Below are 26,497 nucleotides of genomic sequence, written 5' to 3'. Positions count from 1 at the left end.
GAATTCACAACGGCGGACCGAGTACCTCCTCGGCCCCGGGCAGGTCGTGCACGGAGGCCGCCGTCCCGGTCAGCGGCAGCAGACCTGCCAGCGGGCACGGTACGGGCATCTCGTGGTCGACCTCCCACTGCCCGGCCTTGTTCCCGCCGGCGTGGTCCGTGGTGCAGACGGCGTACAGGTTGCCGGCGCAGCCCCGGCACAGCAGCGGCCCGTGGCGGGTCACGGCCGGTCCGGCGCAGGCGTCGTGGCCGGGGGAACGAGGCGGCGCACGGAGCGCGGGTCCCCGCTCGAATCCCCGCTCACATCCCCACCCGGGTCCGCACTCCTGCCCGCACCCGGGCCCGCAACCCGGCCCGGCGTGCCGCGCGCGGCACGCTCTTGTAGCGTCGGTCGCGACAGGATTCCCGGTGATCCGATCACCGGAGTCCGCCGGCCGGTTCGCTCACGCGGAACACGTCCCGTCAGCGCTCCGAGCCATCCGTGTGCCGCCCGCGCCGGAGCAGAGCCGCTCCGCCCCTCGCGATGCGACCGGGCGCACGCGCAGCCCCCGTGAGAGAGGCCGTGCCGATGTCGAAGGATGTCCCGATAGCGAGCCTGCTGCGTGTGGTGAGGGGCGTCGCCGCCCCCGAGGAACTGGCCGCGATCGCGGTCGTCGTCGCGTGTTACGCCCACCGGACCTCCGGCGGCCGGGACGAGGCCGGCGGCGCCGGACCCGGCCGCAGGCGTACCGCCCTGCCGGCCACCGGCTGCTGGGCAGGTTGCTGGGCCTGCCGCTGAACCGCTTCCGCCGGCCGCACGCACGGCCGGCGGAAGCGGGGACGAGGTGATCACGCCCGGCGCAGCACCGTCGAGAGGACCTCGCGCAGCGTCGCCGGGGCATCGGCCACGGCACCCTCCGAGCGCCAGGCCACGAACCCGTCCGGCCGTACGAGCACGGCGCCCTCGGCGTTCATCGCGTGCACGCCGGTCCAGTCGGAGGGCCCGTCCTGGACCAGGTCCACGCCCGGCCCGGAGCCGATGGTGTAGGCCTCCAGCCGCACCGAGAGCTGCTCGGCCACCCGCTGTGCGGCCGCCTGCCACGGCGTCCCCGCGCCGCTGAGCAGCACGAAGGAGCGTTCGTAGAGGTCCAGGGTGGAGATCTGCTCACCCGCCCGGGTGACCCACATGTGCGGGGCCCGGGTCCCGGTGTCGCCGACCAGCCGCAGCGTCTCGGGGATGACGGGCCGTCCGGGTTCGCCGCCGACGAGCGCGCCGCTCGGGTAGCAGTAGCCCATGGCCGTGGTGAGGACCCCGCTGCCCGGCCCGCCGCCCATGGTGGGCGGCGGCGCGTACCCCGGGTGGCTGTGCTCCGCGGAACGGGCCGATGCCCGCTCGCTGGTGGCCCTGGCCACCGGCAGCCGCTCGGCCTGGTAGGTGTCGAGCAGCCCGATGCCGGCCGAGCCGTCCAGTACCGCGGCGATCTTCCACGCCAGGTTGTGCGCGTCCTGGATGCCCGTGTTGGAGCCGAAGGCCCCGGTGGGGGACATCTCGTGGGCCGCGTCCCCGGCCAGGAACACCCGGCCGGACGAATACCGCTCGGCCACCCGTTCGGCCGCATGCCAGGGCGCCTTGCCGCCGATGTTCACGTCCAGGTCGGGTACGCCGATCGCCTCGCGGATCTGGTCCACGCAGCGCTCGTCGGTGAAGTCCTCCAGCGTCTCGCCCTGCTCGGGGTGCCACGGGGCGTGGAAGACCCACTGCGTCTTGTTGTCCACCGGCAGCAGCGCCCCGTCCGCACCCGGGCGCATCAGGTAGCAGACGATGAAGCGCAGATCGCCCAGCACCTCGACGAGCTTCTCGGAGCGGAAGGTGACGCTCACGTTGTGGAACAGCTCGCCGTTACCCGTCTGAGGGATCCGGAGTTGTTCCCTCACGGGACTGCGCGGCCCGTCCGCCGCGATCAGGAAGTCGGCGCGCACCGTGATGTGCTCACCCGTCTCCCGGTCCTTCACCACGGCGTTGACCCCGGTGGAGTCCTGGTCGAAGCTCATCAGCTCGGTGGCGAACCGGACGTCGGCGCCCAGTTCGCGGCTCTGTTCGGCCAGCACCGGCTCGATGTTGTTCTGGCTGCAAAGGCACCAGCCGGTCGGACTGAACCGGGCCAGCGCTCCGGACGGATCGATGGACTTGATCAGCCAGTTGTGGTCGCCGTCGGTCAGTGACCGGGCCTGCAGAATGCCCTGATTTCCCTCCAGTACGGACGCCGCCCGGCGGATCGCGCGCTCCGCCCCTGCCGTGCGGAACAGCTCCATCGTCCGGGCGTTGATGCCACGGCCCCGCGGGTGCGCGGAGGTACCGGAGTGCTTCTCGACCAGCAGGTGCCTCACTCCGTGGCGGCTCAGGAAAAGCGAGGTGGACAGGCCCACGAGGGAGCCGCCCACGACGAGAACCGGTACGCGAACATCGGCGTTGTCTTCCATCAGCTGCGGGCTCCTGTTTTCTGTGTGGGGGAGTGGAGTCTTTATGCCCCCGATCCGGGATCAGGCCCAGTTGATTCGCCGGTTGTCACCCGCTTGATCCGGACATGTAGCGGTACGTCCCCACCCGGATGACGATGAGCGACAGCGGCTCCCCCTGAGACGCGCCGGCCTGCCGTTCCCCACCCAGGCGGCCGCCGGCCCGGGCGGACGCCACCGGTGACGGACGAGGGGTCCGTACGCGATGGATCTCCACCCCCTCATGAAGGAGTGAGTAGATGACAACCACCCTGTCCGAACGGGTGTCGCAGTCAGCCTTCGACGGCTCCATGCTCCGGGTCGTCCTGCTGATGGATCTCCACGAGGGGACCCAGCAGCAGTTCTTCGAGGCGTACGAACAGCTCCGCCACGACATCGCGTCGGTTCCGGGCCACATCAGCGACCAGCTGTGCCAGTCCTTCGAGAATCCCTCCCAATGGCTCATCACCAGCGAGTGGGAAAGCGCCCCGCAGTACCTCGCATGGGTCAACAGCGAGCACCATGCCGAACAGGTGAAGCCGCTCGGCGCGTGCGCCCGGGCCATGCGCCCGCTCAAGTTCACCGTCCTGCGGGAGACCGGCCGCGGCTACGACCAGGCGGCCCGCCCTGCCACGGCGCGACTGCAGACCACGCCCCGCCTCGGCGCCGGCATCGTGCGCCACGCCCTCACCTTCACCGTCAGGCCGGGCAGCGAGAAGGAAGTCGCGTCGATCCTCTCCAGCTACGCCTCCCCGGCGGCCCGGGTGGACGACCACACTCGGCTGTGCCGGACCTCGCTGTTCATGCACGGCAACCGGGTCGTGCGAACGGTGGAGGTGCAGGGGGACCTGATGGCGGCCCTGCGGCACGTCTCCGAGCAGCCCGAGGTGCGTGCGGTGGAGCAGGCCATCAACCCCTATCTCGAACAGGAGCGGAACCTGAACGACCCGGAGTCGGCCCGCATGTTCTTCATGCGCGCGGCGATCCCGGCCGTCCACCACATCGCCGCACCCGAGCCCGAATCCGGCGAGGTGCAGCGGCACGCGCTCTTCTACCCGGCCAAGCCCGGCTGCGGCACCGCGCTCGCGAAGTTCCTCGCCCGCCAGGACGAGGCGGCCGCACACCACCCCGACAGCCCCGTTCGGAGCAGCAGCATCTTCCAGCGTGACGACATCGTCGTCCGGCTCATCGACGTGCGCGGCCCGCTCGACGCCGAGCCCGAGACCACCTTCGGCGTCTCGGGACCGCGCAAGGCCGCGGTGCTCGAGCGGCTGACGGTCCGGGCCGGCGGGCGGGCCCGGCCCGCGGACCACACCATGAACCTGATCACCGATCGCCGGGCACCCGCGGAGTCCTGATCCTCCCCGGCCCATCCGGCGCCCCCGTTCCATCCCACCCCTCTTCACCCACCCGCAGCCAGGCTCTCCCCACACGCAGGAGGAACCCGCCATGACCCAACAGCGCCCACGCATCGTGGACCTCAGCGAGACGCCCCCCAACCGCCGGCGCGGCGGAGACCTGAGGGCCGTGCTCACCCCGACCTCCGTGGGTTCCACCAGCGGCTTCATGGGCCTGGCGATCATGGCCCCCGGAGAGTCGATCGCCGAGCACTACCACCCGTACTCAGAGGAGTTCGTGTTCGTGGTCAGCGGCAGCCTGGAGGTCGACCTCGACGGCGAGGCCCACCCGCTCCGCACCGACCAGGGGCTGCTGGTCCCGCTGAACGTGCGCCACCGGTTCCGCAACGTCGGGGACACCGAAGCCCGCATGGTCTTCCACCTCGGGCCGCTGGCCCCGCGCCCCGAACTCGGGCACGTGGACACCGAGCAGGCCCCGCACCCGGAGGGCACCGCCTGGGAGCAGCCCCCGGACCGTACGGGAGCGGTCTCGTGACCCGCCGGCGGGTGGCCGTCACCGGAGTCGGCGTCGTCGCGCCCGGCGGGATCGGCGTCCGCGACTTCTGGGACCTGCTCTCCAACGGCCGTACGGCGACACGCGGCATCAGCCTCTTCGACCCGGCCGGATTCCGCTCCCGGATAGCCGCGGAGGTCGACTTCGACCCCGCCGCGCACGGTCTCGAAGCGGACGAGGCGGACCGGGCGGACCGGTACATCCAGTTCGCCCTGGTCGCCGCCCGGGAGGCGGTGAAGGACGCGGGACTCGACCTCACCACGGACGAGGCCTGGCGGACCGGGGTCTCCCTCGGCACGGCCGTCGGCGGCACCACCCGGCTGGAGCACGACTACGTCGCCGTGAGCCAGTCCGGTTCCTGGTGGGACGTGGACCACAAGCGCGCCGGCCCGTTCCTGCACCGGGCCTTCACACCCGCCACCCTCGCCTCCGCCGTCGCGGAGCAGACGGGTGCCCGGGGACCGGTCCAGACGGTCTCCACCGGCTGCACCTCGGGACTCGACGCCATCGGGTACGCCGTCCACTCCATCGCGGAGGGCCGGATGGACGTGTGCATCGCGGGCGCCTCCGACTCGCCCATATCGCCGATCACCGTGGCCTGCTTCGACGCCATCAAGGCGACCTCGCCGAACAACGACGACCCGGCCCACGCCTCCCGGCCGTTCGACGCCGACCGGGACGGGTTCGTCCTCGGCGAGGGCGGCGCCGTCCTCGTACTCGAAGAGCTGGAACACGCCCGCGCCCGCGGTGCGACCGTCTACTGCGAGATCGGCGGCTACGCCACCTTCGGCAACGCCCACCACATGACCGGGCTGACCGCCGAGGGCCTGGAGATGGCCCGGGCCATCGAGACCGCCCTCGCCGAGGCCGGCGTCGCCGCCGACGAGATCGACTACGTCAACGCGCACGGCTCCGGCACCAAGCAGAACGACCGCCACGAGACCGCGGCGGTCAAGCGGGTCCTGGGCGACCACGCCTACAAGACGCCGATGACCTCCATCAAATCCATGGTGGGGCACTCCCTCGGCGCGATCGGCGCGATCGAACTCGCGGCCTGCGTACTCGCCATGACCCACCAGGTGGTCCCGCCGACCGCGAACTACGAGACGCCCGACCCCGAGTGCGACCTGGACTACGTGCCCCGCGTCGCCCGCGGCCGGAAGCTGCGCAGCGTGCTCTCGGTGGGCAGTGGCTTCGGCGGCTTCCAGTCCGCCGTGGTCATGACCCGGCCGAAGGAGGAGGTCTCGTGACCAGCCGTACGGTCATCACGGGCATCGGGGTCGTCGCGCCCAACGGCGTGGGCGCCGGCGCCTTCTGGAAGGCGACCCAGTCCGGCATCAGCGTGCTGGACCGCGTCACCCGGGCGGGCTGCGAGCACCTGCCGCTGCGCGTCGCGGGCGAGGTCCGGGGCTTCGACCCCGGCGCGATGGTCGAGGACCGCTTCCTCGTCCAGACCGACCGCTTCACCCACCACGCCCTGGCCGCGGCCGACCTCGCCCTGGAGGACGCCCGGCTCGGCCGCGCCGACTACGAGGGCGACCCCTTCTCCGTCGGTGTGGTCACCGCCGCCGGATCCGGCGGCGGCGAGTTCGGGCAGCGCGAGCTGCAGCACCTCTGGGAGCAGGGGCCGCGTTTCGTGGGCCCGTACCAGTCGATCGCCTGGTTCTACGCCGCGAGCACCGGCCAGATCTCCATCCGGCGCGGGCTGAAGGGCCCCTGCGCGGTCGTGGCCAGCGACGAGGCGGGCGGACTGGACGCCTTCGCGCACGCTGCCCGGGCGATCCGCCAGGGCAGCCGGGCCATGCTGGTCGGGGCCACGGAGGCGCCCCTCGCGCCGTACTCCATCGTGTGCCAGCTGGAGTACGAGGGACTGAGCACCGCGGAGGACCCCGAACGGGCCTACCGGCCGTTCACCGACAAGGCCTGCGGATTCGTGCCCGCCGAGGGCGGCGCGATGTTCGTCGTCGAGGACGAGACCGAGGCCCGCCGCCGCGGCGCCACCGTACGGGCCGTCCTGGCGGGCCATGCCGCGACCTTCACCGGCACCCGGCGCCGGGACGAGTTCGGCGAGGGGCTGGCCCAGGCCATCCGCGGCGCCCTGCGGGAGGCCGACTGCGCGCCCGAGGAGATCGACGTGGTCTTCGCGGACGCCATCGGAACCCCGGAGGCGGACGCGGCCGAGGCGGCCGCCATCGCCGACGCCCTCGGCGGGTACGGGCGGAAGGTGCCGGTGACGGCGCCCAAGTCCGGTACCGGCAGGGCGTACTGCGCCGCTCCCGCCCTGGACACCGCGGCCGCGGTCCTGGCCCTGGAGCACGGCATCGTCCCGCCGACCCCGAACGTCTTCGACGTGTGCCACGACCTCGACGTGGTGACGGGCAGCGCCCGCACGGCGGAGCTGCGCACCGCGCTGGTGCTGAGCCGCGGCCGGATGGGATCGAACGCCGCGCTCGTCGTCCGCAAGGCCGCCCCGGCGCAGTGAGAAGGGAGAACCGAGATGTCCGACCGACTGACCCTGGAGGAACTGGCGGCCCTGATGAAGAAGGCCGGTATCACCGTCGATCCCGGTGAGCTGGCGAGCCGTCCGCACTCCGCCTTCGACGAGTACGGCCTCGATTCACTGGGCCTGCTCGGGATCGTCGGCGAACTGGAGAACCGGCGGGGGCGGGCCCTGCCCACCCACGCCGACCGCTGCAAGACCCCCGGGGAATTCCTCGACCTCGTCAACCACAGTCTGATGACCGGAGCCTGACATGCCAGGACACACCGAGAACGAGATCACCGTCAACGCGCCCGTGGACGTCGTATGGGAGATGACCAACGACCTCCCGAACTGGCCGAACCTGTTCAGCGAGTACGCGTCCCTCGAGATCCTCGAGGAGAAGGGGGACACCACCCGCTTCCGCCTGACCATGCACCCCGACGAGAACGGCAAGGTGTGGAGCTGGGTCTCGGAGCGCACCGTCGACCGCAAGGGCCTCACGGTCCGCGCCCGGCGGGTGGAGACCGGCCCGTTCGCGCACATGGACATCCACTGGCAGTACTTCAAGGTGCCCGGCGGCACCCGGATGAAGTGGACGCAGGACTTCGCGATGAAGCCCGACGCCCCGGTCGACGACACGTGGATGACCGACAACATCAACCGCAACTCCCCGATCCAGCTGGCGCTCATCCGGGACAAGATCGAGAAGCGTCAGCGCGAGGGCCGTGCCCCCGCCGTCAGCCGAGTCTGAGACGAAAGGCAAGCACCCGGATGAACCAGACGCACCGCGCTCTCATCGTCGCCCGGATGGCGCCGGGATCGGCACCGGACATCGCCGACCTCTTCGCGGGCTCGGACGCGGGTGAACTCCCGCACCTGGTCGGGGTCACGCGCCGGAGCCTGTTCCAGTTCGGCGACGTCTACCTGCACCTGATCGAGTCGGACCGGCCGCCCGGCCCGGCCATCGCGAAGGTCACCGACCACCCGGAGTTCCGGGACCTCAGCGACCGGCTGACCGCGTACATCAGCCCGCACAACCCGGACACCTGGCGCAGTCCGAAGGACGCCATGGCCCACGAGTTCTACCGCTGGGAGAACCCCGGCGGGAAGTGACCCGCGGCCGCCCGGACGGGACCCGCACACCGAAGTGTGCGGGTCCCGCCGCGCGTGGCCGGTCCGCCGGCCGCTGCCCAGAGCCGAGCCGGCGTTGCCCAGAGCAGAGCAGGGCCGACCCGACCCGAGCCGACCCGACCCGACCCGAGCAGAGCCGAGCCGACCCGAGCAGAGCAGAGCAGAGAGCAGAGAAGGCGGCATGAACCCGACCGACACCGACCACTTTCCGGCGGATCCGGCCCGTCCGCACGACGGCGGGCCCGCCCGTGACTCCCTGCGCGCGCTCGTCCTGTCCGGGTCCTCCCGCACCGGCTCGGTCAACACCCGTCTCGCCTCCCTGGTCGCCTCCCTGGTGACCCGGGCCGGCGCCACCGTGCAGGCCGCGACGCTCGGCGACTTCCCCATGCCGCCCTACGACGGGGACGCGGAGGCCGACGAGGGACTGCCGGAGGGGGCGCACGCCCTGTGCCGGCGGATCGAGGCCGCGCAGGCGCTGATCATCGCCTCGCCCGAGTACAACGCCTCGGTCCCGGGCGTGCTCAAGAACGCCATCGACTGGGTCTCCCGCTACCGCCCACAGCCCTTCAAGGACAAGCAGGCCCTGCTGGTCTCGGCCTCGCCCTCGATGGTCGGCGGCAACCGCGGCCTCTGGGCCCTGCGGGTTCCGCTGGAACACCTCGGTGCGCGCGTCTACCCCGACATGTTCAGCCTGGCCGCCGCCCACCAGGCGTTCACCGAGGACGGCGCCCTCACCGACCCGGGTCTCGGCGAGCGGCTCACCGCGACGATCGGCTCCTTCCTGGACCTCGTCGAGGCCGACACCCGCTACCTGTGTCTCCAGCGCCGCTGGTACGAGTTCCTGGGCGACCGCACCGACGCTCCCGTGACCTCCCGCGCCCAGGACTGATCATCATCGGCCACAGGGCGTGAGCTATGTTGGAGCGTGAGTGACATGAGCTAGGGAGGCCCTCGAGTGTCATCGGGGCAGCAGGCACGCGCACAAGCGGCTGCGATCACACCAGGGGGTCAGTCGTCCGGAGAGGTCCGTCCTCCGGCCGACCGGCTCCTCGCGCTCTTCGACGGCCGCCGCCTGTCCCCGGGCCAGCGCCGCATCGCCCAGTACCTGATCGACCACCTCACCGAGGCCGCGTTCCTCTCGATCACCGAACTCGCCGAACGGGTGGGCGTGAGCCAGCCCTCCGTGACCCGCTTCGCCGCCTCCCTCGGCTTCAGCGGCTATCCGGCCCTGCGCGACGTACTGCAGCCGATCGCGCTCAGCGCGGTCGCCGGCGCCCCGGACACCCGCGAGCAGATCCGCCGCAACGAGCTGCAGGAAGCCGTCGACGCCGAGATCCAGAACCTGGAGAACGTGCGCAGGCTGCTCGCCGACACCGACCAGGTGCTGAACATCGGCCGCGAGCTGGCCGCCTCGGTGCCGCTGACCATCCTGGGCCTGCGCATCTCGGTCTCGCTCGCGGAGTACTTCGCGTACGCGGCCCGGCGCATCCACCCCGACGTACGCCTGGTGACCCGCGGCGGCAGCGTCGCCTTCGACGCGCTGCTCCAGTCCAGGGCGGCCGGCGGGACCTGGGTGCTGGCCTTCGCCATGCCGCGGCACGCCAAGGAGACCCTGGCCGCCATCCGCGCCGCCCGCAGTACGGGGCTGCGCGTGGTCCTGATCACGGACCCCACCCTGGGGCCGCTGGTGGACGAGGCGGACGTGGCCCTGACGGCGGGGACCGGGTCCCGGCTGGTCTTCGACTCGTACGCGGCGCCCGGAATGCTGTCCGCGGCCCTGTTGCAGGCGATGGCCGACGCGGATCCGGAGCGAACACAGGCGCGTCTGGAAGGCTACGAGCACGTGGCCGACCAGCACGGCTTTTTTCTGTAGGTCCTTCAGCCCCTTCCGGCAGGCTCCACCAGGCGATATTCAGCCCTGAGAGTGCATGAAATTTTTCATACGCTTGCTTACTCGACGGTATATATGTTTACTGACGACGGCGCTCCGGATCCACCAGATGCCAAGGAGGACCCCCATGTCCTCCCGAACGCACGCGCGGCACGGCCAACCTCCTCAGGTCGCGACCGCGTGTCGGGTCCAGGCTTTCGGATCCCGCAGAGCGCCCTGGCGGCCTCGGTCAACCCCTGGGCCGAGGCCGCCCCAGAACGTCTCGATCAGAGTTCGACACCACTCGGAAGTGACGAGAATGCCTCAGACGGCCACGTTTACCCTCAGCCCTGACTGGCCCATGCAGGTCAAGGCACCCGGGACGCACGACTGGGAGCGTACGGCCACGCGCTGGCTGCGGGACCTGCTCCCGGCCCGCTACGGCGGCTACCTGACCCTCACCCGTCACCACGCACTCCTGGCCCGGCACGTTCAGCTCCAGCTGCAGCACGAGATGCGCGCGGTGCGGGCGGCCCTGCAGACCAGCCGCGCCGAGCTGCCCACCATGGGCATCGCCGAGTCGGTCATCGAGAACTCCATCAGGATGTACGCCGTCGAGCTGGAGCAGCTGGGCCGGCTCGCCCGCGGCGCACGCCTCGTGTCCGACGCGCTGCTCGTCGGTACCCCCGCCCAGCGCAGGCGCTGAACCGGACCGTGCGCGCCTACTCCTGGCTGTTGCTCTGCGTGGGCTGCCAGGAGCGGAGCCGGGCGGCCACGTCGAAGGTGGTGGCCCGCAGGGTGCGGATGTCGGTGACGAGGTCGCGCCACTGCTCGTAGGTGGCGTCCACCGCCTTGCCGGAGGCCTCGATGTACGCGACGGCGACCCCGTAGCCGAAGTACTCGTTGGAGTCGGGAAGCGGCCGGAGCAGCACGATCGCGTGGAGCAGCGCGGCCGCACGCCAGTAGGCGTCGGGATCGTCCACTTCCAGGCTGGGCGTGTTCACCCGGTGCCGGGCCACGGCGGCGACCAGGGCGGAGTGGTCGGCCACCGCCACGTCCTTGAACAGTGCCTCCTGCCGCTCCAGCAACCAGCGGTGATCGATGTGCAGTTCCACGCGTCCGAGTATCCCCGCCCGAGGCCCGGCCGTGGGGCGTTTCGGGTCGGGCGGGGACGCGCGCGGGGTTACGGCTTGGGCAGCGAGCAGCCGGGGCGGTTCAGGTCGATCTTGTTGCCGGGGGCTATGCAGGGGACGACGATGTACGTCTGCTGCGCGTAGTTGATGCCCTGGCGGACCGTCACGGTGCCGTTCTGGTCGACCTCGCAGGGGTTGTTCACCGTGCAGCGGGCGCCGTCCTCGTTGCCCGTGTTGTTGACGGCGACGACCTTGCCGGTCGTCGTGTCGATCACCGGGGAACCGGAGGTGCCGCCGATGGTGTTGCAGGCGGAGGTGTAGCGGACCGAGTCCTTCCAGGTCCAGTCGCCCTCCTTGAGGCGGTAGGCGAAGCCGTCGACGTTGCAGCTGTAGATCCGCTTCCAGTAGCCGGAGACGACCTTGATCGCCGAGCCCTGGGCCGGGCGTACGTCATCGAGCGTCAGGGCGGTGATGCCGTACTGGCTCTGGATCTGGGCGTAGGTCCTGGTCAGCTGGTAGATCGAGATGTCGGTGTCGGTCATCGTCGCGTACGCGACCTTGCTCGCGCGAAGCGTCCCCACCTTCGATCCCGTGGAGTTGAGCAGCGAGAACGAGCGGCTGGACGGGCGGTCCTTGACGACCTCGCCGGCGGCCGGGAAGCCCGACTCCAGGCAGTGCCCGTTGGACAGGACGAGGGCGAGGTCGTTCGGCTGGGAGGCGGGCGCGCGGACGACGGAACCGGAACAGTTGCTGAGGGCGACGGTGCCCGCGAAGTTCACCGCGACGGCGGTGGGCGCGGGTGCGGTGGGTGCGGTCGGCGCGGCCATGGCGGGGGTGACCGCCGCTCCCAGCAGGAGCAGGGAGAGTAACGCGCCGACGAGAGGCTTTTTCATGTGGGGGTTCCCCTCTGGTGACAATGCGACCGAAGATCCTCCGGTTGTCATGCGCATTGTTGGGATCTCGGCTCCAAGTCGCAAGAGTGCATGGCGAGTTGACCTCCCGGCCGGGAGAGGGGTCCCGGGCGGCCGGGAGGGCGCGGAGATCTGACCGCCGCACGGGTGTTCCGCCCCGGCGGTTTTGCCTCCTACGGTCGTGGCAGCACAGTTCCGGACCAGGAGGCAGCGTGAAGCGCGAGATCGACATCGACCAGCTGGTGACGGCGATGAAGGCGGTCGACGAGGCGGGGCGGCTCTTCGAGGAGGCCCTCGCCGTGTACGAGGCACGCGGCCCGAAGCGGATCAGCGACGACTTCAAAGTCGCGGGCGGCTCGGTCCAGACGCTGCAGGGCGCCGAGGAGATGGCCCGTGGAGCCCGCAAGTACCTCGCGGAACTCGCGCTGATCGCCGGCTACGCGGCTGCCGGACTCGGGGAGCGCGCGGGAGAGAGACCCGCGGCCGCCCGCGACGGTTTCCCCGGCATCTCGGGCGGCGGAGCGCGGATGGCCCGCCCGCTGCTCGATCCGACCCTGGAGGGCCTGCGGCTGCTGCTGACCGTCGACTTCTTCGAGCCCGCCTTCAAGGCCGGGATCGAAGAAGTCCTGCGGGCCGAGAAGGCGACCTACCCCGACCCCTCGACGTTCCGCATCCCCACGAGGACCGACCGCGCCGCCACGGCCGGCCGTACTCCCTAGGGGGTGGCTTGCCGATCAGGCCGGGCTCGCGGTGCCTGTCACGCACGCCCGCCGCGTTCTCGTCGGTCGCCGACGTCCGCGTCGACTCCCTCCGCGCCCTTGCGACCGGCACGCACCAGGCACCGCTCCCCGATCCGCGGGGGCACCCCCTCGCCGCCCCCGGGGTGCCGGGCCGGGCGGACGGGGCGAGGCTGGGGGTATGCACCATGCACCCGTCGTCGTGCACCGGATCTTCCCGTCGGGGGGCCGGCAGGTGACCCTGCGGACCTCGACCGGAGAGGAGTCCCTGGGCCTTGCCCGCTCGGACGAGGACGTCATCGAGTTCCTGCGCCGGGCCGGTATGCCCGATCCCGACGACGTGGTCCTCGGCGGCGCCGAGCTGCTGGACTGGCAGTGGGACACCCCGCACGTGTACGAGGCCGACCCGCCGACCGACGACCTCCCCTGAGGGCCGTCCGGGCCGTGCGGGGGACTCAGGCGTGGTGCAGGGCCTCCAGGGCGGTCAGATCCTCCTCGGAGAGGCGCAGAGCCCCGGCGGCCACGTTCGCCTCCAGGTGATCCGGGTCGCCCGTGCCGGGAATGGCCAGTATGTGCGGCCCCCGCTGGAGCGTCCACGCCAGCCGTACCTGCGCCGGGCTCGCGCCGTGCGCCCGGGCGACGGCGAGCAGCTCCTCGCTCTCGGCGCCGCTCGCGCCCGCCTGCCGTCCGGTGCCGGCGATGGAGTAGAAGGGGACGAACGCGATTCCCTGCTCCCCGCAGGTGCGCACGAACGCGTCGTGCTCCGGCCGCACCCCGATCCCGTACATGTTCTGCACGCAGACCACCGGCGCGATGGCCCGGGCCTCGACCAGGTGCTCGGGCGTGACGTTGGAGATGCCCAGGTGGCGGATGAGTCCGGCATCGCGGAGCTCGGCCAGTGCGCCGAAACGCTCGGCGATGGAATCCGTTCCGACGATGCGCAGGTTCACCACGTCGAGGTGGTCCCGGCCGAGCTGGCGCAGGTTCTCCTCGACCTGGCCGCGCAGTTGCCCGGGGGTGGCGTGCTCGATCCAGGCTCCGGACGGGTCCCGGCCCGGCCCGACCTTGGTGGCGATCACGAGGTCCTCCGGGTAGGGGGCCAGCGCGGCATGGATCAGCTCGTTGGCGGAGCGCAGCGGCGAGAAGTAGAACGCGGCGGTGTCGATGTGGTTCACGCCGAGCTCGACCGCCCGGCGCAGCACGCCGATCGCCTGGCCGCGGTCCCTGGGCACGGCGTCGTCCGCGAACGCCTCGCCGGTCTGCGGCAGGCGCATCGCGCCGAAGCCGATCCGGTTGATGCGCAGATCGCCGAGGTCCCAAGTGCCTGCCGCCGCCGCGGTAGTCGTCTGTGAGGTCATGACCGGATGATCTCCACCGGGTAGGCTGCCAGGCCATTGATTAAGACATGACCGAATCCTCGGGGTGGCCGTGCTGGCGGAGCTGGCGTTTTCCGTGAGTGATCTGGCGCAGATGCGCTTCGCCGTCTCGCCGATGTGGGAGGTCGGGCCCAGTTACCGGCTGCTGGCCTCCGGAGCCACGCCCCTCGTGCACCGGCCCTGGACCGAGCAGGTGCGACCGCGGCTGGCGGCAGCGGGCCTCGACCGGGGCTGGCTGGCCGAGCTGATCCCGCCCTCGGGATACGTACCCGACTTCCTGAACCCGGCGCCCACCGGGCCGGCCCCCTCGCTGGCGGAGGAGCTGGCCAGGATCCAGGACTCACCGGCTGCCCGGATCCGCCGGGACCTCGACCGCCTGGGGCAGGAGCAGGGAGGCCTCGGCCCGCGCACGCGGACCCTGTACGCCGAGCCGGGGGCCCGCCTGGTCCGCGTCGCGGAGGAGATCGAGACCTACTGGGAGCTGGCCCTCGCGCCCTACTGGGCACGGATCCGCGCGGTACTCGATGCCGATGTCTTCCACCGCGCCCGGCAGGCCGCCGAGCACGGCGCAGCCCGTCTCTTCAACGACCTGCACCCCTCGGTGAGCTGGGGCGACAGCGCGCTGCGGCTGTCGCGCCGGCACCGGCCGCTGTCCCGCAGCACGGCGGGCGCCGGGCTGCTGCTGATCCCCTCGGTCTTCGCCGGACCGGTCCCGTTCACCCGTGTGACGCCCCCGGAACCGCCGCAACTCGCCTATCCGGCGCGCGGCACCGGCTCACTGTGGGAACCCCGGCCCGTCACCGGGACCGGGGCCCTGGCGGCCGTACTCGGGCGCTCCCGGACCCGGCTGCTGACCGAACTGGAAACCCCGGCCTCCACCACCGAACTGGCCCGCCGTACGGGGCTCTCGGCCGCCGGGGTGTCCCAGCACCTCACCGCCCTGCGCGAAGCCGGCCTGGTCAGCGCCCACCGGGCCGGCCGCTCCGTGCTCTACGCCCGTACCTCCGTCGCCGAGTCCCTGCTCGTTGCCTACACTCCCGGCGTGGAGCGGGGACGATCACAGGGAGGGGCACCGTGAGCAGCGAACGCCGGTGGAGCCTGGAGGAGCACATCGTGGTGGACGCGGCTCCCGCGGACGTCCACCGGATGGTGTCGGACCTGCGCAACATGGGCCGTTGGAGCCCGGAATGCCGCCGTGTCTGGGTACGGAGGCCGCCGGCCCGCCCCGGCAGCCGGTTCGTCGGGCTCAACCGGAGAGGGCCCTTCATATGGTTCACCACGGGCCGGATCAAGGCCCTGCGCGCACCGGCGCAGACGCCGGACGGGTCGGGTGAGTTCACCTTCGACGTCGGCGTCCTCGGGCTGCCGATCGCGCGCTGGGGCTACCGGTTCGACCCGGAGGGCGCCGGTACGCGGGTCACGGAGACCTGGGAGGACCTGCGCGCCGGCCGCGGTTCCCGCCTGACCGTGCTGCTCGGCACGGTGTTCGCGGGCACCGGCCCGGAACACCGCACCGCGGTCAACCGAGCCGGCATGCGCACGACCCTGGCCCGCCTGGCGGCCGCCTTCGGCGGGGTCACGCCGCCCCGTCCTTGAGGGACCGGCCGAACTGCTCGTCCAGGACGGACAGCCGCCGCCAGTACTCGTCCTCGTCGATCTCCCCGGCGGCGAACCGCCGCCCCAGGATCGCGATGGGCGACCGCTCACCGTACGTGACGGCCCCGCGACGCCCGCGCCACACGGTACGCCGCAGGACGGTGACGACACCCACGACGACCGCCGCCCAGATCAGCGGAAGGAACAGAATCCACGGGCCCGGCCCGTCGAACGCGAGGGTGGTGAAGGTATCCATGTCGATTCATCTCCTCAACATCACGGCCATTTCGTCTCACCCCGAGACTCCTCCGAAAGCCGCGCCGGGTCGTCGTACACCCGGCTGCACCCCGGGTACTTCCGCGGTAGTACGGGTCCGGTCGGCGAAGCGGGCTCCGTGCCCTTGCTCCGCGCCCGGTGACGGGTGGAGGCGGAGTGCCGCCGGATGAGGAGGGGGGTCGTCTTGGGCTGGAGTCCGGTGATCTACCCGCTCGTTGACGGTGGGGAGGTACCCGTGCCGCCGGACATGGCTGTGGTGCGGTCCGTTCTGCAACCGCGCGACGTAGGGGATCCGCAGCTCACGGTCGGGACGCTGTGCTTCTGGATCCGGGCCGCGGACGGCAGCGAGGCCGAGTTCTTCGCCGACCAGTACGGGATCGTGGTGTCGCGCCCGCACCCCGGCGGCGTGTTCGAGGGCCGGAGTCGTCTGCGGGGCGCAAGCTCACGCACACCTGCCGGCCGGCATGCGGGACGATGCCGTCGTCGTCGACATGACGGTGAGTCCCTACAGGCCGCCCTGACAGGGCCGCGTTGACGCCGGCGGTCCCGATCGGCAGCGGCTGATCGGCAAGACGCCCCGGACCCCGTCCGCGCGGGCGGCCGGGACGGGACGTCAGCTGAGCCAGCCGGGGCGGACCAGGCCGGTTTCGTAGGCCAGGACGACCAGCTGGGCGCGGTCGCGGGCGCCGAGTTTGATCATGGTGCGGCTGACGTGGGTCTTCGCGGTGAGGGGGCTGACGACCAGGCGGTGGGCGATCTCCTCGTTGGACAGGCCCATGCCCACCAGTGCCATCACCTCCCGCTCCCGGTCCGTGAGCCGGCCCAGCCCCGCCGCCGCGGCGGGCTGTTTCGAGCGGGCGGCGAACTCCGCGATCAGGCGGCGGGTGACTCCCGGGGACAGCAGGGCGTCGCCGGCGACCACCGCCCGGACCGCGCGCAGGAGTTCCTCCGGCTCGGTGTCCTTGACCAGGAAGCCGGAGGCCCCCGACCGGATCGCCTCGAAGACGTACTCGTCGAGCTCGAAGGTGGTGAGCATGACCACCCGCACGGCGGCCAGCGACCCGTCCTCGCCGATCCGGCGGGTGGCGGCGAGCCCGTCCAGCACCGGCATCCGGATGTCCATGAGCACGACGTCCGGGCGCAGTTGCCCCACCAGCCGTACGGCCTCGTCGCCGTCGGCGGCCTCGCCCACCACCTCGATGTCGGGCTGGGCGTCGAGCAGTGCCCGGAACCCGGCCCGGACGAGCAGTTGGTCGTCGGCGAGCAGTACGCGGATCACAGGTCCTCCCTGGACGTATCGGCCTTCAGTGGGAGCCCGGCGACCACCCGGAAGCCGCCGTCCGGTCTTGGACCGGCTTCGACGGCGCCGCCCAGGGCCGCCGCCCGCTCGCGCATCCCGATGAGACCGTTCCCGCTGCCGACCGAGGAGCCGCCCGTCGCCGGACCGTCGTCGTCCACCCGCAGCTCCAGGGCGTTCGGCTGCCAGACGAGGCGGATACGGGCCGTGCGCGCCCCGGAGTGCCGCATCACATTGGTCAGTGCCTCCTGCAGGATGCGGAAGGCGGCGAGATCCATGCCGGGAGCCAGCGCCCTGGCCTCCCCCTCGGCCGCGACGTCCACGGTCAGCCCGGCCGCGGCCGCCTGTTCCACGAGCTCGGGGAGGCGGTCGAGACCGGGTGCGGGGGAGCGCGGCGCCTCGCCGGGGGAGCGCAGGGTGTCGAGGACCTGCCGGACCTCGCCCAGCGCCTCCTTGCTCGCTGCCTTGATGGTGGCGAGCGCCGTACGCGCCTGCTCGGGATCGGAATCGAGCAGGGCCAGCCCGACCCCCGCCTGGACGTTGATCACCGAGATGCTGTGGGCGAGGACGTCGTGCAGTTCACGTGCGATCCGCAGCCGTTCCCCGTCCACCCGGCGTCTCTCGGCCGCCGCCCGCTCGGCCCGTTCCCGCGCCCACTGCTCCCGGCGTACGCGCACCAGCTCCGCGACGGTGAGCACCGCCAGCACCCATGCGGTGACGCCCACCTCCTGCGCCCAGGGCGTCGGGCCGTCCCCGGCGGGTGGAAGCCACCGGTACAGCCAGTGCCCGATGAGCAGGTGCCCTGCCCAGAGCAGCCCGACGGCGCCCCAGGCGGCCCGGCGGTGTCCGGCGACGACGGCGGCGAAGCACGCCACGGCCAGGCTGAGGAAAACCGGGCCGTACGGATACCCGGCGCCCACATAGACCAGGGTGACGAGGCTGACCCCGTACGCCACGGCCACCGGATACCGGTGCCGCACCACCAGCAGGGCGGGCCCGAGCAGCAGCAGGAGCCGGCCGACGCCGTCCAGCGGCACCCGCCCGCTCTGCGCGTGCCCGGCCCACCCGGAGCCGATCTGGGTGAAGACGGCGACGAGCAGCGCGGAGCGCCAGGCCGGGCCCCGCCCGGTCCGCTCCACCCACCGCCGCCACGGGGGACCCGGGCGCTCGCGCAGCTCTTCCATACAGCCACGCTAGACCGCGCCCGCCGTCGCCCGCGTCACCCCCGCGTAGCGTTTCAGGCGTACTCCCCACGTAGTACCCGTACCCGGCTTTTCGCCCCGGCGGACAGCGGCACCCCTGGTCAGGGGGTGCGACCGGCACCTGGTGGTGCAGGCGGACCGATCAGGCTAGGTTGCACGGGACCGGAGGGCGTACGGAGATCCGCCCCCGGCACCGACCGACCGCCGCACTGCCGTAAATTGTCCCTCGGCCCGCCCGGTAAGGCCGGGCAAAAGGGATGAGTCGGGGCAGGAGTGGGCAGGACATGGCGCGACGCGGACGTGCGGAAGCGGACCGAGGTGCCACCTCCGCCGCACCCACGGTCCTGGGCTCCGGGATAGCCGCGGCGGCCGACGGCGGGAGCGCAGCCCGGGGCTGGCTCCGGCTGGGGCGGGACGGCCGGCTCACCGCCTACGCGAGCTGCGCCGAGGGCCTGGTGCGCTGGACCGAGTCCGCGCCCGGCTCCGACGTCTGGCAGGGGCCCGAGCTGTTCCCCGTGGAGGGCTGGGCGGGCCGGTTCACCCTGGCCCAGGACTCCAACGGCTTCGTCTGGTTCGCCGGCACCCGCTACCGGGACGGGGCGCCGGGCGGCCGCGAGCTCGTCATCGCCACCCAGTACCAGACCGGCCGCCCGCTCGGTGACTGGCGCGCGGTGGGCAACCCGTTCCCGGAGCGCAAGCAGGAGGACGGGGAGCCCCAGCCTCCGCCCGGAGACCCGATCGTGCTCCCCGACGGCACCGGCGCGCTCCACGTCGTCACCACCCGGTTCGGTGCGGGTGTCCGCGGCCGGACGCGGCGCCCCGATGGCATATGGGGCAATTGGGCTGACTTTCAGGGTAAATGGGTACGTGGGGCCGTCGTGCCGCTCGTGACGGCCCAGGGTCGTGCCGAGTTCCTCGCCCCCTTCCGGGGCGGAGCGTCGTACTGGGGCCAGGGCACGCCCGGGGGTGACTTCAGGTGGCTGGGGCGCATCGAAGCCGATGCGGTTGAGGGAACGTACAGCTCTTTTGAGACAGGCCGTGGCACCGGCACCTATTTCTGGCGCCACCCGGCGGACGGCGGTGTCGTCGCCTACCGCCCGCAGGCTCCCGCCGGCTCGTCGCCCGCGCTCATGTCGCTGGGGGGTGCGGGCGGGGCCGGTCCGGTCGGCGTCGCCCGCACGCGCATCGACGGATACGACTGCACCGTCCTGCTGCAGCGGGGGGCGGAGGGCCATCCGGAAATCGCCGCGTACCCGACCGAGGGCGAGCAGTACGGCACTTGGTGGGCACCTGTGGGGGACCGGTGTGCAGGGCTGCCGGCCATCTCGCTCGACGCCCGTGGCTCGGTCACGATCGCGATGATCGGCATGGACGGCGGTCTGCTGGTCGCGCGGCAGGATCCGACGGACCCGGGCCTGGCGTTCGGCCCGTGGCGCCGGGTGGGGTGACCCACCTCACCAGAGAGCGCAGCTCCTGGTGACAGAGGCGCTGCTTCCGCATACGTCTCCTTGGGTCGGCGGGGAGTTGGCAGGTCAGACCGTTCCAGGGATGCCTCGCCCATTCGCAAACGTGAAGCATCGAGCGCGTGAAGCATTCGTGAATACTTGCTCGTCATTAAGTGATTGCCCTACGCTGCGCAGACGCTGTCAAGGTCGTATAAGTGTGCGTCCGCGGGTGGTGGGGCGGGTCGAATGTTCGGGGAGCGGTGGGTGACCAGATTCAGGGGCGGGTCTGGCGGCGTGCCTCGGCAACTCCCGATGCGCCGTGAGACGTGTGACTATCGAGGAGCTTTCTGAGTGGCAGGTATGCCCCGCCTGAGCGTTGTCGTGCCCTTCCAGGACGTTGAGATATACCTCCAGGAATGTCTGGAATCGATAGCCAGGCAGACGTTCTCCGACCTTGAAGTGATCATGGTCGACGACGGCTCGACCGACTCCTCGACGGCCATCGCAGCGGAATTCGCTCGCCGCGACTACCGGTTCAAGCTTCTGCGGCAGGAGTCGATGGGGCCGGGGCATGCCCGCAATGTCGGCATTCGCGCCGCACACCCCCAGGCCGAGTTCCTCGCGTTCGTCGATGGCGACGACGTCATACCCGAGTACGCCTACGAGCTGCTCGTGCAGACCATCGAGGGCTCCGGCTCCGACTTCGTGTCGGGCAACGTGCAGATGATGAACTCCACCAAGAGGTGGCAGTCCCCCCTGCACAAGGCGCCCATGCAGAAGAGCAGGCGCGGCACGCACATCACCAAACTGCCGGACCTCATCTACGACCGCACGGTGTGGAACAAGCTGTTCCGTCGCTCCTTCTGGGACTACCACTACATCGCGTTCCCCGAGGGCGTCATGTACGAGGACTCCTGGGTCAACATGTTCGCCCACTTCCGGGCCGCCAAGGTCGACATCCTCACGGACATCGTCTACTTCTGGCGCCGGCGCGAGGGCGGCGCCGCCCCCTCCATCACCCAGCGGCACACCGAGTTCAGCAACCTCCAGGACCGTGTCTCCGCGGTCCAGTCGGTCAGCCGCTTCCTCGCCGGACACCGCGCCAGGTCCTACTCGGACCACAAGCGCAAGTACGACCTGGCCTGCCTGAAGTCGGACCTGATGCTCCACCTGAAGGTGCTGCCGGACGCCGACGAGGAGTACCAGGACGCCTTCATGCAGTGGGCGAACGAGTTCCTGGACGAGGCCGACGCGGACATCATCCAGGACCTTCCCGCCGATGCCCGGGTCAAGTGGCTCCTGGTGCGCGAGGGGCGCCTGAAGGAGCTGCTCGACGTCGTCGAGTTCGAGCGCAAGGGCGGGCCCATGCCCGTTCAGCGCCGCTTCCGCCGCTACCTCAACTACCCCTACCTCGGTGACCGTTCGATCGGCCTCGACAAGAGCGCCTACCGGCTCGACAAGGAACTCTCGCTGCACGGCTCGCTGATGCGGGCGCAGTGGGACGACTCCGATCACCTGGTGCTGGAGGGGTCCGCGTACGTCCGCTTCATCAACGTGCACAAGCGGCACATGTCGATGAAGGCGATCGCGCTGCGCAACAAGAAACAGAGCCGGGTGGTCGTCGCCAAGGCGAAGACCACCTACTACCCGCAGGCCACCGAGCACTCCCAGCAGAACCGCTATTGCTACGACTGGTCCGGATTCCAGGCCAGCTTCGACACGACCCGGCTCAAGCACAAGGGCGAGTGGGTCGAGGGTACTTGGGACGTCGCCGCCGGTGTCCTGAGCCGCGGCCTGTTCCGCTACAAGGGCATAGCCAGGGGCGGCGCCGGCAGCGCCGCCAACCCGCCCTACCGCTACGTGGAGAAGAACACCCGAGTGGTGCCGCTCTTCATCCAGGGCAAGCTCAAGCTCCGCGTGGAGCGGGTCCGTTGCCGCATCACCCGGCACCGGGTCGTCGGCGACCACCTCGAGCTCGGCGGCGTCTACCTCGGCGACAAGATCCCCGAGTGGGGCAAGTTCCGGGTCACCAGCATGGGCGGTGCCGGCCGCCACGACTCCTGGGTCCACTTCAAGTACGGCGGCGAGGGCTGGTCCACCTTCGTCACCAGGATCCCGCTGAAGGCGCTTGTCCCCGGACACCGCGGAGCGGCCGACGGCGGCGTTCCGCAGACCTGGAACACCGGCAGCAACGGCTGGAAGACCACCTTCCACGTCGAGGGCCGCAAGGCGGCCATCTACCCGGTCATGGCGGAGGAGGCCGAGGACGGCCACTACCGGCTCCCGGCCGTCCTGCAGACCGACAACGCGGACCGTGAGGTCTTCGTCCACCGCAACGGCTCCGGGTACGTGGTCCTGTTCGAGCGGGACACCCTCCCGATGGCCACGTCGACGACCTGGCTCCAGGACGGTTCCCTCGAAGTCACCGTCAGCTACGCGGCCGAAGACCGCCTGAGCGACTCCGAGTTCGCCGCCGCGCACATCGTCGTGCGCTCCCGTGCCCACGGGGCCGAGCGCGTCGTGCCCATCGCCTGGCACGGCCGGGAGTTCCGTTTCGTCGTCTCGCCCGCGGCGATGCGGACCCTCGCCGGGGACATCCCGCTGGCCGCCGGCCGCTGGGACTTCTTCCTGCGCCGCCAGGACCCCTCCGCGGTCACCCGGGAGAACCGGTCCAACGACCTCATGGTCAAGATGACGCAGGCACTGATCCCCACCTTCCCCAGCGAGATGACGAGCGACGACCGCCGCTACGAACTCCAGGCGGAGGCCTACGACCGCCTCTCGCTCCTGGTCCACTCGGCGATGCCGGACGAGGCCCGCGGCCCGTACCGGCAGAAGCTGATGCGCACCAAGGCGTACCCGGCCGCACGCCGCCAGCCGCTGAACCAGGCGGTGCTCTTCGACGCCTTCAAGGGAACGCAGTACTCCGACAGTCCGCGCGCCCTGCACGAGGAGATGGTCCGCCGCGGCCTGGACCTCGAGCACCTGTGGGTCGTGCGCGACGACCAGGTGCAGGTCCCGCCCACCGCACGACCCGTCCGCATGTGGTCCCCCGACTGGTACGAGGCCATGGCCCGCTCCAAGTACGTGGTGGCCAACAACCACCTCCCGGACTGGTTCGAGAAGCGTGACGGACAGGTCGTCGTGCAGACCTGGCACGGCACCCCGCTCAAGCGCATCGGGCACGACATCGAGGCCGTGCACTTCGCGGACAAGCGGTACCTGGAGCGCGTGGAGAAGGAGGTGCAGAACTGGGACATGCTGGTGTCCCCCAACAGCTTCAGCACCCCGATCCTCAAGCGGGCCTTCCAGTTCCCCGGCGAGATGGTCGAGAGCGGCTATCCGCGCAACGACATCCTGCGCCGCGCCGACTCCGCTCATCGGGCCGCGGAGGTGCGCCGCCGCATCGGCCTGCCGCCGGGCAAGAGGGCCATCATGTACGCGCCCACCTGGCGCGACGACCAGTTCTACGCGCCCGGGAAGTACAAGCTCGACTTCCGCATCGACCTCGACGCGGCCAAGGCGCAGCTCGGCCACGACCACGTCCTGCTCGTGCGGCGCCACCCCAACGTGGTGGACCCCGTACCGGGCGCCGGCGACGGCTTCGTCTTCGACGTGTCCGACTACCCGGACATGGCGGACCTCTCGCTCATCGCAGACGTGATGATCACGGACTACTCCTCCCTGATGTTCGACTTCGTCAACACCGGGCGGCCGATCCTCTTCTTCACGTACGACCTGGACCACTACCGGGACACCCTGCGCGGCTTCTACTTCGACTTCGAGCAGTCCGCCCCCGGCCCGCTCGTGTACACCTCCCCGGAGCTGATCGGGGCGATCCGCAACATCGACCGCATCCAGCACGGCTACGCCGCCCGCTACCGCTGGTTCCAGCAGGAGTTCTGCGACCTCGACGACGGCTACGCCTCGGCGCGACTGACCGACCGCATCCTGATCGCCGGTGGTGACCTCGACCCCGCGCGGGCGCAGGCACCGGCGGTCGGCCGGGCGGGCAGGGCCGGCAGCCAGATCATGGACCATTACGTTCCCTGGCACGCCAACACCCTGGGGCAGGTGCCGGGCCAGCCGGTGAGAAGAATGGATTCCGAGCATGTCTGAGGCAGCCCAGAAAGCGCGCCGCGTCTTCACGGGCGTGGAGTCCTCCGGGCCGGTGCCCATCGAGTACCGCTTCTCGCACGCGAAGAACGGCAACCGCCACCTGGTCGTGGCCTTCGCCAACCACGCGGTCGCCGGTGAGTACGGCGGCTCCGGCGGTCCCCTCCACGACCTCCGGGCCAACGTCCTGTGGGTCCGCGACCTGTTCGACGGGGAGAACAGCCACTACCTGTGCAACGGCATGGACTTCGCGCTCGACGAGTCCGTTGCCGGGCTCATCTCGCGGGTCATGAACGCGCTGTCCCTGTCTCCGGACGACTGCACCCTGTTCGGCACTGCCAAGGGGGCGGGCGCGGCCCTGTACTTCGGGCTGAAGTACGGGTTCAAGAACATCGTCGCCAGCATGCCCCGATTCCTGACCGGCACGTACGCCGGGCAGGACATGCCGGGTGCCGCCGGGGTGGCGCCGGGGGAGCGGGCGGCGTCGAACCTCCCCACCCTCGATTCGCTCCTCCCGGACGTGGTGCGCGGCGGCGTACGCCGTCCCGCAAACGTCTATCTCGTCTCCTCGCCCAGGGACGAGCACTACGCGCGCCAGGTGGAACCCCTCCTCGGACTGTTCCAGGGGTACGAGAACTTCAATTTCGTCTACAACGAATCTCCCCTCATCGCCTCTCACGGGAGGGTGCCCCTGCGGAACCTCCCGGCCGTCACGGGCCTGCTCGACCTTCTCGTCGACGGCATCTCGCCCCGGATCGGCATGGTCCGCAACGGCTACGACCAGCCGGGGCGCAACACCTCCGCGATCGACGACTACCTGGCCGACACCTCCCAGGTGAAGGGCGACTCCTTCCCCCGGCCGGTGGTCCTCGCTCCGGCGGCGAACACCCAGGCACCCCGGAACGCCATCCGCTTCGTGGGCACCGCTCCGATGGGCGCGGTGCGGGTCAGCGTCTGGGAGGACGGCAAGTACCAGGGTGCGGCGCCCGTTGCCGCCGACGGGAGCTGGACCTGGCAGCGGGAGAAGCCCTGGGCCCGCGGGCGGCACGTGGTCCGGCTCTTCGCGGCGGACGCGAACAACTACCACTCCAAGCGCACCGAAGTGATCTTCACGGCCCTGGAGGCGAGCGCCGCGCACGAAGCGGCACCGGCCCGGGCAACCGCCCGGGCGCGGACGTCGGCGCCGGCGCCGGCGTCGGCACCCGTCCAGACGCCCGTGCCGGTCCAGCCGGTGGTGCTGACGGTGACCGCACCGTCAGCGCAGCAGCAGGTGCCGGGGCCCTCGGTCGGCTTCATGGGCTATGCGCCCGGCGCCGTGCGCGTGGAGTTCCGCAAGGACGGTACCGGCCTCGGGGCGGCCCCGGTGATGGCCGACGGAAGCTGGAGCTGGGACGCGGGCTGGGCCTGGCCCCAGGGCGCGCACTTCGTCGAGGCCGTGGCCGTGGACGCCATGGGCAACGCGGCTGCCTGGACCACGGCCGCCTTCACCGTCATGAACGCGTACACCGTTCCGGCGCAGGGGGCCTACCTCAACGCGGGGTACTGACCCCGGCGGGACTCTCCGGGCGCTTCACCCGCATCACCAGCGGCCGGTGGTCGGACGCCTTGGTGTCCACCACCTTGCAGGCGGTGCGGGGGAGCTGGGTGAACAGGTAGTCGATCTTCGTGCCGTCCTTGAGGGTGGCGCCCCCCGCCCGCGAGCTGCCCTTCTGGTCGCACTCGCGGTAGGTGGTGTACGCCTCCGACGGCCAGATCCAGGCGGACGTGTTCCGGTCGCCCACCGGTGGCGGGGAGTTGAAGTCCCCGCCGAAGACCGTACCGGCGTCCGTGGACGCGGCCGCGACCAGCGAGCTCAGCTGGTCGTCGCGGAAGTCCCACTTCGGATGCTCGGCGTCGCTCGCCCGCAGCGAGAGGTGGGCGTTGCACACGCGCAGCCCCACGGCCGGGACCCGGGCGCACAGGATCCCGCGGTGCAGTCCCACCGTGGGCTGCTCGGTCGGGATCGTCTCCACGTCGGTGAGCCGGGAGCCGGCCAGCAGGCCGTAGCCCGCCTGCCCCCGCCCCTGCCCGGTGCAGTCGACGGCGGACCGGCGCCCGGCGGCGTCCACCTCCGCGTACGGTTCGAAGACGGACTGCCATTGCGGGCCGAGGCTCTGGGCCGAGGAGAGCAGGTCCTCCGAGCACACCTCCTGCAGGAGCAGGACATGGACGTCGGAGGCGTCGATCAGGTCGCGCAGCTGCCGGAACTTCTCCTTCGGGCCCCCGGTCTTCTCGCAGCTCCACTGCTGGACCCCGCACATGTTCCAGGTCGCCACGGAGACCTCGCCCGGCGCCGCGGGGCCCATGCCGGCGACCGAAGCCGGTGTCTGCGCCGACGTGCACGCCACCGCGGTCAACAGGCTCAGGGTGCTCGCCGTGCGGCCGAAGCGGCGGCGGAGCGAGCGCTGCCGCGACCACCGCTCGGTCTCCATGTGTCTCTGCATCCGGACATCATTGGGTATGAGCCGGTCAGACCGTTCATCGGGCCCGGTGGGAACGGT

General features: G+C 71.3%; 27 protein-coding genes. 18 read left to right on the top strand and 9 right to left on the bottom strand.

What is annotated here, in order from left to right:
• Positions 1–4 precede the first annotated feature (4 nt).
• A complete protein-coding gene (locus ACGFZK_RS13410) occupies positions 5–223 on the bottom strand; it encodes a hypothetical protein (RefSeq protein WP_393849000.1) in 219 nt (72 codons plus the stop codon).
• A 344-nt stretch (positions 224–567) separates the two neighbouring features.
• On the opposite strand from ACGFZK_RS13410, the gene ACGFZK_RS13405 reads away from it, so the two are divergent.
• Positions 568–777, top strand: a complete 210-nt coding sequence (locus tag ACGFZK_RS13405) for an acyl-CoA carboxylase epsilon subunit (protein WP_393848999.1) — start codon at positions 568–570, stop codon at positions 775–777.
• 50 nt (positions 778–827) lie between these two features.
• On the opposite strand, the gene ACGFZK_RS13400 is transcribed toward ACGFZK_RS13405, so the two are convergent.
• On the bottom strand, positions 828–2,459 hold the full coding sequence (locus ACGFZK_RS13400; RefSeq protein WP_393848998.1) for an FAD-dependent oxidoreductase: 1,632 nt from the start codon (positions 2,457–2,459) through the stop codon (positions 828–830).
• Positions 2,460–2,734: 275 nt separating this feature from the next.
• Here ACGFZK_RS13400 and ACGFZK_RS13395 point away from each other — a divergent pair, with 275 nt between their 5' ends.
• The 10 genes from ACGFZK_RS13395 to ACGFZK_RS13350 all read left to right on the top strand — a co-directional run bounded on the left by ACGFZK_RS13395 (position 2,735) and on the right by ACGFZK_RS13350 (position 10,574).
• The gene (locus ACGFZK_RS13395; RefSeq protein WP_393848997.1) at positions 2,735–3,832 is read left to right on the top strand and encodes a SchA/CurD-like domain-containing protein; all 1,098 of its coding nucleotides are present in this window, start codon (positions 2,735–2,737) and stop codon (positions 3,830–3,832) included.
• Positions 3,833–3,923: 91 nt separating this feature from the next.
• Entirely contained in the window at positions 3,924–4,367 is a 444-nt protein-coding gene (locus ACGFZK_RS13390) for a cupin domain-containing protein (RefSeq protein WP_393848996.1), read from the top strand.
• Entirely contained in the window at positions 4,364–5,635 is a 1,272-nt protein-coding gene (locus tag ACGFZK_RS13385) for a beta-ketoacyl-[acyl-carrier-protein] synthase family protein (protein WP_393848995.1), read from the top strand. Before ACGFZK_RS13390 ends, ACGFZK_RS13385 begins: the two co-directional genes overlap by 4 nt.
• Positions 5,632–6,867 (top strand): beta-ketoacyl synthase N-terminal-like domain-containing protein, encoded by a 1,236-nt coding sequence (locus ACGFZK_RS13380; protein ID WP_393848994.1) that lies wholly within the window; start codon positions 5,632–5,634, stop codon positions 6,865–6,867. Before ACGFZK_RS13385 ends, ACGFZK_RS13380 begins: the two co-directional genes overlap by 4 nt.
• Positions 6,868–6,882: 15 nt before the next feature.
• A complete protein-coding gene (locus tag ACGFZK_RS13375) occupies positions 6,883–7,137 on the top strand; it encodes an acyl carrier protein (RefSeq protein WP_393848993.1) in 255 nt (84 codons plus the stop codon).
• 1 nt (position 7,138) lies between these two features.
• Entirely contained in the window at positions 7,139–7,618 is a 480-nt protein-coding gene (locus ACGFZK_RS13370) for an SRPBCC family protein (protein ID WP_393848992.1), read from the top strand.
• Between the two features lie 20 nt (positions 7,619–7,638).
• Positions 7,639–7,980, top strand: a complete 342-nt coding sequence (locus tag ACGFZK_RS13365; protein ID WP_393848991.1) for a TcmI family type II polyketide cyclase — start codon at positions 7,639–7,641, stop codon at positions 7,978–7,980.
• A 274-nt stretch (positions 7,981–8,254) separates the two neighbouring features.
• Entirely contained in the window at positions 8,255–8,887 is a 633-nt protein-coding gene (locus ACGFZK_RS13360; protein WP_393849336.1) for an NADPH-dependent FMN reductase, read from the top strand.
• Positions 8,888–8,953: 66 nt separating this feature from the next.
• Entirely contained in the window at positions 8,954–9,871 is a 918-nt protein-coding gene (locus ACGFZK_RS13355) for a MurR/RpiR family transcriptional regulator (protein WP_393848990.1), read from the top strand.
• Between the two features lie 316 nt (positions 9,872–10,187).
• Positions 10,188–10,574, top strand: coding sequence for a hypothetical protein (locus tag ACGFZK_RS13350; protein ID WP_030725700.1), 387 nt, complete (start codon positions 10,188–10,190; stop codon positions 10,572–10,574).
• 16 nt (positions 10,575–10,590) lie between these two features.
• Here ACGFZK_RS13350 and ACGFZK_RS13345 read toward each other — a convergent pair whose 3' ends face one another.
• Positions 10,591–10,983, bottom strand: coding sequence for a toxin Doc (locus tag ACGFZK_RS13345; protein ID WP_393848989.1), 393 nt, complete (start codon positions 10,981–10,983; stop codon positions 10,591–10,593).
• 68 nt (positions 10,984–11,051) lie between these two features.
• Entirely contained in the window at positions 11,052–11,894 is an 843-nt protein-coding gene (locus ACGFZK_RS13340) for a serine protease (protein ID WP_393848988.1), read from the bottom strand.
• 230 nt (positions 11,895–12,124) lie between these two features.
• Here ACGFZK_RS13340 and ACGFZK_RS13335 point away from each other — a divergent pair, with 230 nt between their 5' ends.
• Entirely contained in the window at positions 12,125–12,631 is a 507-nt protein-coding gene (locus ACGFZK_RS13335) for a hypothetical protein (RefSeq protein WP_393848987.1), read from the top strand.
• Between the two features lie 199 nt (positions 12,632–12,830).
• Entirely contained in the window at positions 12,831–13,079 is a 249-nt protein-coding gene (locus tag ACGFZK_RS13330; protein WP_393848986.1) for a hypothetical protein, read from the top strand.
• 25 nt (positions 13,080–13,104) lie between these two features.
• On the opposite strand, the gene ACGFZK_RS13325 is transcribed toward ACGFZK_RS13330, so the two are convergent.
• On the bottom strand, positions 13,105–14,007 hold the full coding sequence (locus ACGFZK_RS13325; RefSeq protein ID WP_393848985.1) for an oxidoreductase: 903 nt from the start codon (positions 14,005–14,007) through the stop codon (positions 13,105–13,107).
• Between the two features lie 112 nt (positions 14,008–14,119).
• On the opposite strand from ACGFZK_RS13325, the gene ACGFZK_RS13320 reads away from it, so the two are divergent.
• On the top strand, positions 14,120–15,103 hold the full coding sequence (locus tag ACGFZK_RS13320; protein WP_393849335.1) for a helix-turn-helix domain-containing protein: 984 nt from the start codon (positions 14,120–14,122) through the stop codon (positions 15,101–15,103).
• Positions 15,100–15,621 carry an SRPBCC family protein gene (locus tag ACGFZK_RS13315; RefSeq protein WP_393848984.1) on the top strand — a complete coding sequence of 174 codons (522 nt, stop codon included), beginning with the start codon at positions 15,100–15,102 and terminating at the stop codon, positions 15,619–15,621. The genes ACGFZK_RS13320 and ACGFZK_RS13315 overlap by 4 nt, the downstream gene beginning before the upstream one ends.
• Here ACGFZK_RS13315 and ACGFZK_RS13310 read toward each other — a convergent pair.
• From ACGFZK_RS13310 to ACGFZK_RS13300, 3 genes are all read right to left on the bottom strand, one after another.
• Positions 15,602–15,877: an SHOCT domain-containing protein gene (locus tag ACGFZK_RS13310; protein ID WP_393848983.1), complete on the bottom strand. Its 276-nt coding sequence runs from the start codon at positions 15,875–15,877 to the stop codon at positions 15,602–15,604. The genes ACGFZK_RS13315 and ACGFZK_RS13310 overlap by 20 nt on opposite strands.
• Positions 15,878–16,510: 633 nt before the next feature.
• Positions 16,511–17,176: a response regulator gene (locus ACGFZK_RS13305; RefSeq protein ID WP_393848982.1), complete on the bottom strand. Its 666-nt coding sequence runs from the start codon at positions 17,174–17,176 to the stop codon at positions 16,511–16,513.
• On the bottom strand, positions 17,173–18,378 hold the full coding sequence (locus tag ACGFZK_RS13300; RefSeq protein ID WP_393848981.1) for a sensor histidine kinase: 1,206 nt from the start codon (positions 18,376–18,378) through the stop codon (positions 17,173–17,175). Before ACGFZK_RS13300 ends, ACGFZK_RS13305 begins: the two co-directional genes overlap by 4 nt.
• 302 nt (positions 18,379–18,680) lie before the next feature.
• On the opposite strand from ACGFZK_RS13300, the gene ACGFZK_RS13295 reads away from it, so the two are divergent.
• From ACGFZK_RS13295 to ACGFZK_RS13285, 3 genes are all read left to right on the top strand, one after another.
• Positions 18,681–19,844: a hypothetical protein gene (locus ACGFZK_RS13295; RefSeq protein WP_393848980.1), complete on the top strand. Its 1,164-nt coding sequence runs from the start codon at positions 18,681–18,683 to the stop codon at positions 19,842–19,844.
• Positions 19,845–20,201: 357 nt separating this feature from the next.
• A complete protein-coding gene (locus ACGFZK_RS13290) occupies positions 20,202–23,960 on the top strand; it encodes a CDP-glycerol glycerophosphotransferase family protein (RefSeq protein WP_393849334.1) in 3,759 nt (1,252 codons plus the stop codon).
• The gene (locus ACGFZK_RS13285) at positions 23,953–25,503 is read left to right on the top strand and encodes a hypothetical protein (RefSeq protein ID WP_393848979.1); all 1,551 of its coding nucleotides are present in this window, start codon (positions 23,953–23,955) and stop codon (positions 25,501–25,503) included. Before ACGFZK_RS13290 ends, ACGFZK_RS13285 begins: the two co-directional genes overlap by 8 nt.
• Here ACGFZK_RS13285 and ACGFZK_RS13280 read toward each other — a convergent pair.
• Positions 25,487–26,440 (bottom strand): endonuclease/exonuclease/phosphatase family protein, encoded by a 954-nt coding sequence (locus ACGFZK_RS13280; RefSeq protein WP_393848978.1) that lies wholly within the window; start codon positions 26,438–26,440, stop codon positions 25,487–25,489. The genes ACGFZK_RS13285 and ACGFZK_RS13280 overlap by 17 nt on opposite strands.
• Between the last annotated feature and the right edge of the window lie 57 nt (positions 26,441–26,497).

Origin of the sequence: Streptomyces sp. NPDC048257 (assembly GCF_043201855.1) — a bacterium.
Classification (GTDB): Bacteria; Actinomycetota; Actinomycetes; order Streptomycetales; family Streptomycetaceae; genus Streptomyces.
Note: the sequence above shows the minus strand (reverse complement) of the source record. Positions and strands in the feature narration are given on the sequence as shown.

Coding starts and splice junctions, on each gene's coding strand:
- ACGFZK_RS13340 (WP_393848988.1), bottom strand. CDS start 11,894: ATGAAAAAGCCTCTCGTCGGCGCGTTACTCTCCCTGCTCCTGCTGGGA.
- ACGFZK_RS13405 (WP_393848999.1), top strand. CDS start 568: ATGTCGAAGGATGTCCCGATAGCGAGCCTGCTGCGTGTGGTGAGGGGC.
- ACGFZK_RS13390 (WP_393848996.1), top strand. CDS start 3,924: ATGACCCAACAGCGCCCACGCATCGTGGACCTCAGCGAGACGCCCCCC.
- ACGFZK_RS13300 (WP_393848981.1), bottom strand. CDS start 18,378: ATGGAAGAGCTGCGCGAGCGCCCGGGTCCCCCGTGGCGGCGGTGGGTG.
- ACGFZK_RS13285 (WP_393848979.1), top strand. CDS start 23,953: ATGTCTGAGGCAGCCCAGAAAGCGCGCCGCGTCTTCACGGGCGTGGAG.
- ACGFZK_RS13295 (WP_393848980.1), top strand. CDS start 18,681: ATGGCGCGACGCGGACGTGCGGAAGCGGACCGAGGTGCCACCTCCGCC.
- ACGFZK_RS13365 (WP_393848991.1), top strand. CDS start 7,639: ATGAACCAGACGCACCGCGCTCTCATCGTCGCCCGGATGGCGCCGGGA.
- ACGFZK_RS13280 (WP_393848978.1), bottom strand. CDS start 26,440: ATGCAGAGACACATGGAGACCGAGCGGTGGTCGCGGCAGCGCTCGCTC.
- ACGFZK_RS13370 (WP_393848992.1), top strand. CDS start 7,139: ATGCCAGGACACACCGAGAACGAGATCACCGTCAACGCGCCCGTGGAC.
- ACGFZK_RS13310 (WP_393848983.1), bottom strand. CDS start 15,877: ATGGATACCTTCACCACCCTCGCGTTCGACGGGCCGGGCCCGTGGATT.
- ACGFZK_RS13320 (WP_393849335.1), top strand. CDS start 14,120: ATGCGCTTCGCCGTCTCGCCGATGTGGGAGGTCGGGCCCAGTTACCGG.
- ACGFZK_RS13400 (WP_393848998.1), bottom strand. CDS start 2,459: ATGGAAGACAACGCCGATGTTCGCGTACCGGTTCTCGTCGTGGGCGGC.
- ACGFZK_RS13375 (WP_393848993.1), top strand. CDS start 6,883: ATGTCCGACCGACTGACCCTGGAGGAACTGGCGGCCCTGATGAAGAAG.
- ACGFZK_RS13325 (WP_393848985.1), bottom strand. CDS start 14,007: ATGACCTCACAGACGACTACCGCGGCGGCGGCAGGCACTTGGGACCTC.
- ACGFZK_RS13395 (WP_393848997.1), top strand. CDS start 2,735: ATGACAACCACCCTGTCCGAACGGGTGTCGCAGTCAGCCTTCGACGGC.
- ACGFZK_RS13290 (WP_393849334.1), top strand. CDS start 20,202: ATGCCCCGCCTGAGCGTTGTCGTGCCCTTCCAGGACGTTGAGATATAC.
- ACGFZK_RS13330 (WP_393848986.1), top strand. CDS start 12,831: ATGCACCATGCACCCGTCGTCGTGCACCGGATCTTCCCGTCGGGGGGC.
- ACGFZK_RS13350 (WP_030725700.1), top strand. CDS start 10,188: ATGCCTCAGACGGCCACGTTTACCCTCAGCCCTGACTGGCCCATGCAG.